The sequence below is a fragment of the Bradyrhizobium sp. MI1.10 genome, assembly GCF_055811035.1.
Genome location: NZ_JBVVPN010000062.1, coordinates 3,735 through 11,895 on the forward strand (window position 1 = coordinate 3,735; position 8,161 = coordinate 11,895).

Genomic DNA, 8,161 nt, shown 5'->3' on the forward strand with positions numbered 1-8,161 from the left:
CTCACGAGCGCGGGGGGGCGGGGGCCGGCGGGCGCCCCCCCCCCCCCCCGCCGCCCCCCCGCCGCCCCCCCCGCCCCCCCCGGCCCGCGCGGCTAGGCCCGGGGGGGGCCGCCCCGCCCCCCGCCCCCCCCCCCCGGGGCCCGCCCCCCCCCCGGCCCCGGGGGGCGCGCAATGACGGAGGACAGATCTGTCCTCCGTATCTCGCGAGTGGGCTCAGTACCGGCCGCGGTCGTTGTGATAATCGCCGCCGCGTCCGCCGCCCATACCCATGCCGATCCCGACACCGATGCCAATGCCTTGCATGATGGCGCCGGGCGGCGGGCCGCGATCCGGCGGCGGCGCGCGCTCGTAGATCACTTCATCAGGCGGCGGCCGGCGCTGCCTGGGCGGCGTGTCGACCACCTTGCGCTTCGGCGGCGTGTCGTCGACGCGCTTCTTGATCACAGGCGCGATCGTCGGGTTGACCGGCGTTGCCGGTGTCGAAGGCGTCGAGCACGGGCAGGTTGGCGCCATCGCGACGGCGACCGGGGCAGGAGCGGCCGCGACCACAGCAGGCAAGACGTAGTTGCGGTTCTGCACGCGAAGCAGCAGCCTGCGTGCGGTCGCAGCGAGGTCGCTGTTGTCCCAGTTCGCCAGATAAGCCTCGAACGAGGCGCGGGTGTTGATCGCGGTGGCGCGCTCCCACGCCAGCATCTGGCGCCGGCGCTCCACAATCGTGCGCAGCCGCGGCGTACGGGTGTCCTGAGCATACAACTCGATATAGGCCTGATACGCCGGCACGGTGTCGTCGGTGATCACCATCTCATAGGCGACCATGGCCGGCTTGCCCTGCAAATCCTTGCGCCAATCCTCTAGGCTGCGCGTGCCGCTGGCAAGTGCCATGGAGGATGCGCCAGGAAGCGCAGTTTGACTGCCGCTGCTGTCGCCGCCGAAGAACTTGAAGTCGGTCGTCAGCGACGAGCTTTCCCAGGGGATCTGGCGTCCGTCGGTCGATTGCGCCACGGCGACGCGAATGCGCTTGAACACTTCCTCGATCGGCAGATTGGGCTGCTTGGCGACGGTCAGCGCCGCGGTGGTGTAGGGGCTGTCGATGCCGCTGCCGTCCTCGGCTTCGGAGCCGGGCGAAGTCGAATAGGAAATGAAGGAGCCCGGCGCGCCGGCCTTGGTGTCGACGATTGCGAGCCCGTGTCCGGCGCCGCTGAGCGCCGGGAACGGATTGTTGCGGCAGGCATCGAGCATGAAGATGCGGGCTCGTGTCGGCAGCGCGCCGAGCGTGTTGAGCAAATCGTTGAGCCGCACACCCTGCAGCGGGATGTCGGCTTCGCGCTTGGGATCGAGATCGACGGGAACGAGATAGTTCTCGCCGTCGATCTGGAGGCCGTGGCCGGCATAGAACACCAGCGCGACGGTGTCGGCGCCGCTGGCGCTGACCTTGCCGGCGAAATCCGAGATCGCCTCACGCATGTCGTTCTGCGCCAGATTGGATGCCGTCGTGACGGTGAAGCCGGCGTTGCCGAGCAGCTCCGTCATGCCCTTGGCATCGTTGGCTGCGTTGGGCAGTTCCGGGACGGTGCGATAGGCCGATTGACCGATCACGAGCGCGAGCCGCGCTTCGGCCGCCGCCTCCGTGGGCGTCGTCAATTGCGTGAGCGCGAGAAGACCGGATGCAAGAAACAAATTGCGAAGAACTGGACGGCGCATGGTGTCACCTCCATCGGCAATGCGCACGATGATGTCACCTTTTCTAGGTGGCCGCCATGCGTCTGTCTGTGCACTGGATCACGTTGAGCTGCGGCAAAATGGGGCAGAAGGTCTGCCAGAGCTGGTGCAGCATCGTTCTGGCACCATCCATGTGAATTGCGCATTGATCCATGCGCCAATTGGATTGATCCCAACGCTGCGCGAAAGCATCTTCTCGCGCATCGGCCCCCATGCCGATCTGATCGAAAATCCTGCAAAATATGACTGTTTCGGCGCGCGATGATGCCGTCGATCTTCGCGATCCGCCGCTTTGCAGCGGTCGGCCGCAAGTCTTGCCTGCACCGCCGCTTTGGCCATACAGTCCGCGCAACGGGCTGCGGCAACGACCGTGGCGCGAAAAATAATAATTGGGGAGAGACCGCACCATGTCCATCGTGCCCGTGAACCGTCGCGCGTTCATCAAGTCGTCGACGGGACTTGCCGCCGGCCTCGTGTTCTCCCCCGCACTCATCGGCCGCGCCGAAGCCGCGACGCTGAAGCTGAAATGCTCCTCCTCGCTGCCGAACGATCCCAAATTCGCCAACGGCCGTGTCTATTACGACAATCTCGTGAAGAACCTGAAGGCGAACGGCCTCGGTGAGCAGATCGACGTCGCGTTCTTTCCCGACAACCAATTGGGTCAGGAAATCGACGTTATCAACTCGGTGAAGCTCGGCGTCATCGACCTCATGGTGTCAGGCTCTTCGATCTCGGCCAATCTGGTGCCGCTGGTCGGCACCTACGACCTCGGTTTTCTGTTCTCGAGCTTTCCGCAGCAGACCAAGGCGTTCGACGCCGGCGCGGCCAAGCCGATCGAGGACGCGCTGCTCAAGGGCAGCAACATCCGCATCATCGCCTGGGCCTATAATTTCGGCTCGCGCAGCGTACTTGCGAGGAAGCCGGTGAAGACGCCGGAAGATCTCGCCGGTCTCAAGATCCGCACCCTGCCAAATCCCGTCATCACGGAATGCCTGCGCCTGATGGGGGCCGCCGCGACGCCGCTGGCGTTCGGCGAAATCTACACGGCATTGCAGGCCGGCGTGCTGGACGGGCTGGAGCACGATCCGCCGACCATCCTGGCCAGCAAGTTCTTCGAAACGGCGAAATTCTATTCACTGACGCAGCACAATTTCTCGCCGCTCGCGATCTATTTCAGCGACACGACCTACAATCGCATGGATCCGAAGCTGCGCGACGGTTTCCTCGATGCCGCGAAGAAGGCCGCGGCGGACACGCGGACCCATGGGCTCGCGGTCGAGAAGGAGGCGCTGTCGGCCTTGACCGAAAAGGGCGTGACGGTGGCCGAATGCGACCGCGAGGCGTTCAAGAAGCGCGTCGCGCCGCAAATCGAGAACTTCATCAAGGCGCGGCCGGAATCCAAGGCCGTCATCGACATCATTCGCGCCACGCAGGCCTGACGTGGCAATGACAGCTGCCGTACCTCTCTCGGGCGGCCGCCACGGGAGCATCGCCCTGCTGCTTCGCCTCAGCGACGCGATCGCGGCCATTTTGCTGGCTGCGGATCTCGTCGTCGTCTGCGGTTCCGTGCTGCTGCGCTTCTGCTTCAACGCGCCGGTGGAGTGGTCCGACGACGTCGCGCGCGGCCTGATGGTCGGCTCGGCCTTCTTCGGCGCGGCGAGTGCGCTCGCGCGCGGCGAGAATGTCGGCGTCTCCTTCTTCCGCGACCTGGCTCCGGTACGGCTGCGCGCGCTGGTCGACGCCGCGAGTGCGCTGCTCGTGGTGCTGATTTCGGGCTACGTCGCCTACAATTCCATCAAGCTCGGCTCGCTGACGGCGGGCCAGACCACCGGGTCGGGCCTGCCGCTGGAGCTGACCTTCTACCCGATGGGCGCCGGCGCGCTGTTCATGACGGTGTTTGCGATCGACCAGCTCTGCGCCAGGCCGCTCCCCGACATCGTCAGAGGCCTCGTCGCGGTTGCCATCGTGACCGGCCTCTATCTCGCCTGGGATTATCTGTCGCCCGCCACGGTGCCCTCGGCGGGCACGCTGATGCTGATCGGTTTCTTCGCGACGTTGGTCGGCGGGTTGCCGATCGGCTTTGCGCTAGCGCTGGCCGCGCTGATCTTCATCTGGGTCGAGGGCGCACTGCCCGGCGTCATCTTCGCGCAGCAGATGGCGCGCGGCATCGATAATTTCGTGCTGCTCGCGATTCCGTTCTTCATTCTCGTCGGCTACCTCATGGAAGCCAACGGCATGTCGGTGCGGCTGATCGAGCTGTTGCAGCGTGGGGTCGGGCGCATGCGCGGCGGCCTCAACGTCGTGATGGTGGCCTCGATGGTGCTGTTCTCCGGCATCTCCGGCTCGAAGATGGCCGATGTCGCCGCGGTTGGCTCCGTGCTGATTCCGGCCGCGCGCCGCTCCAAGCAGAATCCGGGCGGTGCCGTGGCGCTGCTCGCGGCCTCCGCGGTGATGGCGGAGACCATTCCGCCCTGCATCAATTTGATCATCCTGGGTTTCGTCGCGAATTTGTCGATCGGCGGCCTGTTCGTCGCAGGGCTGTTGCCGGCCGCGCTGATGGCGCTGGCCTTGATCGCCGTCTCCATCATCTTCGGCAAGACGCCGACTGAGACTCCGGCTGAGACTGCGGCTGATGCCGAGGACATCGCGCCGCAGATGCCGGTGTCGGGCCTGTGGAGCGGCGCGATCGCCTCGTTCGGCCTGATCTTCATGATCTTCTTCGGCTTCAAGAGCGGCTTTGCCACCGCGACCGAGATATCCGCCTTCGCGGTGGCCTATGCGCTCGTCGTCGGCAGCGTGGTGTTCCGCGAGCTCAGCTTCACATCGGCTGCGCACAGCTTCGTCCAGGGCGCAACGCGCGCGGGGCTCGTGCTGTTCATCGTCGCGGCGGCGCAATCGCTGGCGTTCACGCTGACCTTGCAGCAGGTGCCGCATGCGGTCGGCGATTTCATGCTGGGACTGTCCAAGACCTCGGGCACCTGGCTGTTCATCCTGCTCGCGATCGCCGTGCTGATCGTGATGGGCTCGGTGCTGGAGGGCGCGGCCGCGCTGATCATCTTCGGGCCGCTGCTGCTGCCGGTGGCCGTGCAGCTCGGTATCGATCCCCTGCATTTCGGCGTCGTGCTCGTGATCGCGATGGGCATCGGCCTGTTCGCGCCGCCGCTCGGGCTCGGGCTCTACGGCGCTTGCCTGATCGGCAACGTGCCGATCGAGCAGACGGTGAAGCCGATCATGGGCTATCTTGGCCTGTTGTTCCTTTGCCTGCTCGTGATCGCGTTCGTGCCATGGCTCAGCACGGCATTGCCGCGCGCGTTCGGCTACTGAAGGAGTCTTGCCGTGAAAGTCCTGCTGGCCCACACGCCGGAGATGCGCCGCAATTACTACGGCAATCGCAGCCTGAACGGTTTGCGCGCGGCCGCCGAGGTGGTGCTGCACGAGAGCGATGAGACGCTGGTCTCAGCCAGCCTCGTGCGCGCTGCCAAAGATGTCGACATCATCGTGGCCGACCGCATGACCGAGGGCCGCGGCGAGATCTTTGCGCAACTGCCGCGCCTGCGCGCCTTCGTCCGCTGCGCCGTCGACATTCGCAATGTCGATATCGAGGCCGCCTCGAACGCCGGCGTGCTCGTGACCCGCGCCGGGCCCGGCTTCGTGCAAGCCGTTGCCGAGCTCGCGGTTGGCTTCATGGTCGATCTCTCCCGCGGCGTGTCCCGAGCGACGGCCGATTATCACGCCGGTCGCAGGCCGGAAGCCCGGATGGGCCGTCAGCTGGCCGGCAGCAAGATCGGCATCATCGGCTATGGCAGCATCGGGCGTTACCTCGCCGACATCGCCAAGGTGATGCGCATGGAGGTGCTGGTCGCAGATCCGTTTGCCACCGTGAGCGACAGCGCCATCCGGCAGGTCGGCCTCGACGAGCTCCTCGCCGCGTCCGACTATGTCGTCTGCCTTGCCATCGCCAACGAACAGACCGAAAACCTGATCGGCGAGGCGGCGCTGGCGCGCATGCAGAAGCATGCGGTCTTCGTCAATCTCTCCCGCGGCAATCTCGTCGACGAAGCGGCGCTGGCGAAGGCGCTGCTTGAATATCGTATCGCGGGTGCCGCGATGGATGTCGGCCGCGCGCCTGACCAGATGCCAAGTCCGGAGCTTGCGAAGTATCCCAACGTCATCGCCACGCCGCATGTCGGCGGCCTGACGCCGCAGGCGATCGAATATCAGTCGCTGGAAACCGTGCGCCAGGTCGAGGCGATCGTCAAAGGCGAGGCCCCACAAGGCGCCGTCAACGCCGAGCGCTGGACGCGGCGGCCGTGATCCGCTCTACAGCCGGTCCACGGCTTTGAACGTCCCGTCCTTCTGGATCACCGTTAAAAACACCTTTGGTGGCGCGTCGATCATGCGCATGCCGACGGTGACGGTGCTGCCGCTGATGTCGAAGCGGCCGACATCGTTGATCGCGCGCAGCAGGCTCGCGCGGGTCGGTTGCGGTCCGGCCTGTTCCAGCGCCGCGGCCGCGAGACGGCCGGCGATGTAGCCTTCGAGCGACACGAAATTCGGCGTCAGCGTCGGGTCGAACGCGGTTTGCGCGGCCTGATAGTCGGCGACGAGCTTGAGCGAGCGGTCCCAGGGAAACGGCACGACCTGCGTGACGACGACGCCTTCGCCCTCGGGGCCGAGCTCCCGGGCGAGCGCAACGGCGCCGACGAAAGAGATGTTGACGAAGGTCGGATTGGCGCCGCTGCGGTGCGCGAGCTTGATGAACTCGGCGCAGGGACCGTAGGTCCCGACCATGACGATCGCCTCGGGTTCGACGCGCTTGATCGTGCGCCAGGCCGAAGCGACGGCGCGGGTGTTGCGCTCGAAGGTGCCTTCGGCGGCGAGCTCGAGGCCGCGCCTGGCAAGCGCGGCCTTCACGCCGGAAAGACCGTCGCGCCCGAAGGAATCGTCCTGGTAGAAAATGGCGATGCGGGTGAAATGGCGATCCTCCGTGAGGTGCTTGACCCATGCCTCGGCCTCGGCGCCATAGCTCGCACGGATGTTGACCACGTTGGCGAGCTCGAGGTCGCGTAAGAACTCGGCACCGCTGAACGGACCGATGAAGGGCACGTTCCTGGCGCTGGTGATCGGTATCGTCGCCACCGCGGTCGGTGTGCCCACCGCACCGATCAGCGCAAACACCTTGTCGTCCTCGATCAGCTGCAGCGTCTGCGCTACCGAGCGGTCGGGGTCGTAGCCGTCGTCGCGGCTGATGAGCTGGAGCTTGCGGCCGTGGACGCCGCCCTTGGCGTTGATTTCGGTGAAGGCTGCGACGATGCCCTGCCGCATCCGCTGTCCGAGTGCGGAGGAGGGACCCTCGAGTGCTGCGGCCTGGCCGAACAGGATCGCATCCTCGCTGACGCCGATCTCGTCGGCTTTCGCCGGCAGCATGATTGCTGCCAGGAGGACGACGGTCATGACGATGGACGTCGCAGATCGAGATCGATACATCAGGAAAAGTCTTGCCGGTGCGGTGAGTAGCTTCGGGAAAGCTATCGCCGCAGGATGAATCGGCGATGTATCGATGGCTCCGTACTACTCCGGGGAAAACCGGCAACTTGCTTCGTCAAAGTCCGCATCGTCCTGCATTTCATTAACTAAGGCGGGTCATGCGGAACAGCCGGCGCCTGAAATTGTGCAGTTCTTAACCGCGGTCCTGTTCCGATAGTGGCTCCGGCGGCTCAACCAGAGGTTCGGTTGACCGGGAGAGGGGACGGCGGTTTCTGAATGGACGGTCGGGATCAGAACGATCAGGATCGGAGGCGAATGACCGGATGGTGGCGTGCCGCGCCGCTGCTCGGGCTCTATCGCCCTGCGCTCGTTGCGGTCGGTGTAGGTCTTCTGTTTTCGGTCGTGGCCGCGGCCGCGGTGGCGCGATGGGAAGGCCGCGTCAACAAGATCGAGTTCGAGAACGCGGCCGAGACTGAAGTGATCGTCATGCAGAACGGCATGGGCGAGTACATCTCCAGGCTCGTCGCGCTACGCACCCTGTTCGAATCGACCAACCAGGAGATCACCCGCAGCGAATTCGAGACCTTCAGCACCCGCCTGTTCGAGCGCCATCCCGGCATGCTGCGCATCTCCTGGGTGCCGCGCGTGAACCGCAAGGAGCGCGCCGAATACGAGGCCGCGGCGATCATGGACGGTGTCTCCGGCTATCGCATCAAGTCGCTCCAGGGCGATGGGTTCGCGACCGCGCCGCAGAGCGACGAATATTTTCCGGTGCTCTACTCGACCCAGCCGAAGACGTCTCCGGTCTACGGCATGGACTACGCGACCGTTCCGGAGCGCCGGGGGGGGCGGCGCCGCCCCCCCCCCCCCCCCCCCGGGGGGGGGGGGGCGCCCCCCCCCCGGCGCGGGGGGGGGGGGGGGCCGGGGGGCGCCCGGAGTGAAGGGCACCACCCGG

7 protein-coding genes are annotated in these 8,161 nt (G+C 66.0%); 5 read left to right on the plus strand and 2 right to left on the minus strand.

What is annotated here, in order from left to right; translation table 11 throughout:
- Positions 1–213 precede the first annotated feature (213 nt).
- Positions 214–1,701: a caspase family protein gene (locus AC0L3K_RS36460; RefSeq protein WP_007600921.1), complete on the minus strand. Its 1,488-nt coding sequence runs from the start codon at positions 1,699–1,701 to the stop codon at positions 214–216.
- Between AC0L3K_RS36460 and AC0L3K_RS36465 the strand changes: the two genes are divergently transcribed.
- The 4 genes from AC0L3K_RS36465 to AC0L3K_RS36480 all read left to right on the plus strand — a co-directional run bounded on the left by AC0L3K_RS36465 (position 1,700) and on the right by AC0L3K_RS36480 (position 6,033).
- A complete protein-coding gene (locus AC0L3K_RS36465) occupies positions 1,700–1,984 on the plus strand; it encodes a hypothetical protein (RefSeq protein WP_157158653.1) in 285 nt (94 codons plus the stop codon). The two genes, AC0L3K_RS36460 and AC0L3K_RS36465, sit on opposite strands and share 2 nt — an antisense overlap.
- Before the next feature lie 142 nt (positions 1,985–2,126).
- Complete coding sequence (locus AC0L3K_RS36470; protein ID WP_007600923.1) at positions 2,127–3,158, plus strand: TRAP transporter substrate-binding protein; 1,032 nt, start codon at positions 2,127–2,129, stop codon at positions 3,156–3,158.
- A 7-nt stretch (positions 3,159–3,165) separates the two neighbouring features.
- Positions 3,166–5,043, plus strand: coding sequence for a TRAP transporter large permease (locus AC0L3K_RS36475; RefSeq protein ID WP_007600924.1), 1,878 nt, complete (start codon positions 3,166–3,168; stop codon positions 5,041–5,043).
- A gap of 12 nt (positions 5,044–5,055) precedes the next feature.
- The gene (locus tag AC0L3K_RS36480; RefSeq protein ID WP_473367864.1) at positions 5,056–6,033 is read left to right on the plus strand and encodes a hydroxyacid dehydrogenase; all 978 of its coding nucleotides are present in this window, start codon (positions 5,056–5,058) and stop codon (positions 6,031–6,033) included.
- 6 nt (positions 6,034–6,039) lie between these two features.
- On the opposite strand, the gene AC0L3K_RS36485 is transcribed toward AC0L3K_RS36480, so the two are convergent.
- The gene (locus AC0L3K_RS36485) at positions 6,040–7,206 is read right to left on the minus strand and encodes an ABC transporter substrate-binding protein (protein ID WP_035994256.1); all 1,167 of its coding nucleotides are present in this window, start codon (positions 7,204–7,206) and stop codon (positions 6,040–6,042) included.
- A 315-nt stretch (positions 7,207–7,521) separates the two neighbouring features.
- On the opposite strand from AC0L3K_RS36485, the gene AC0L3K_RS36490 reads away from it, so the two are divergent.
- Positions 7,522–8,161 (plus strand): CHASE domain-containing protein (locus AC0L3K_RS36490; RefSeq protein WP_473367865.1); only part of this gene is annotated, 640 nt, incomplete at its 3' end.

Coding starts and splice junctions, on each gene's coding strand:
- AC0L3K_RS36465 (WP_157158653.1), top strand. CDS start 1,700: ATGGTGTCACCTCCATCGGCAATGCGCACGATGATGTCACCTTTTCTA.
- AC0L3K_RS36460 (WP_007600921.1), bottom strand. CDS start 1,701: ATGCGCCGTCCAGTTCTTCGCAATTTGTTTCTTGCATCCGGTCTTCTC.
- AC0L3K_RS36470 (WP_007600923.1), top strand. CDS start 2,127: ATGTCCATCGTGCCCGTGAACCGTCGCGCGTTCATCAAGTCGTCGACG.
- AC0L3K_RS36475 (WP_007600924.1), top strand. CDS start 3,166: ATGACAGCTGCCGTACCTCTCTCGGGCGGCCGCCACGGGAGCATCGCC.
- AC0L3K_RS36485 (WP_035994256.1), bottom strand. CDS start 7,206: ATGTATCGATCTCGATCTGCGACGTCCATCGTCATGACCGTCGTCCTC.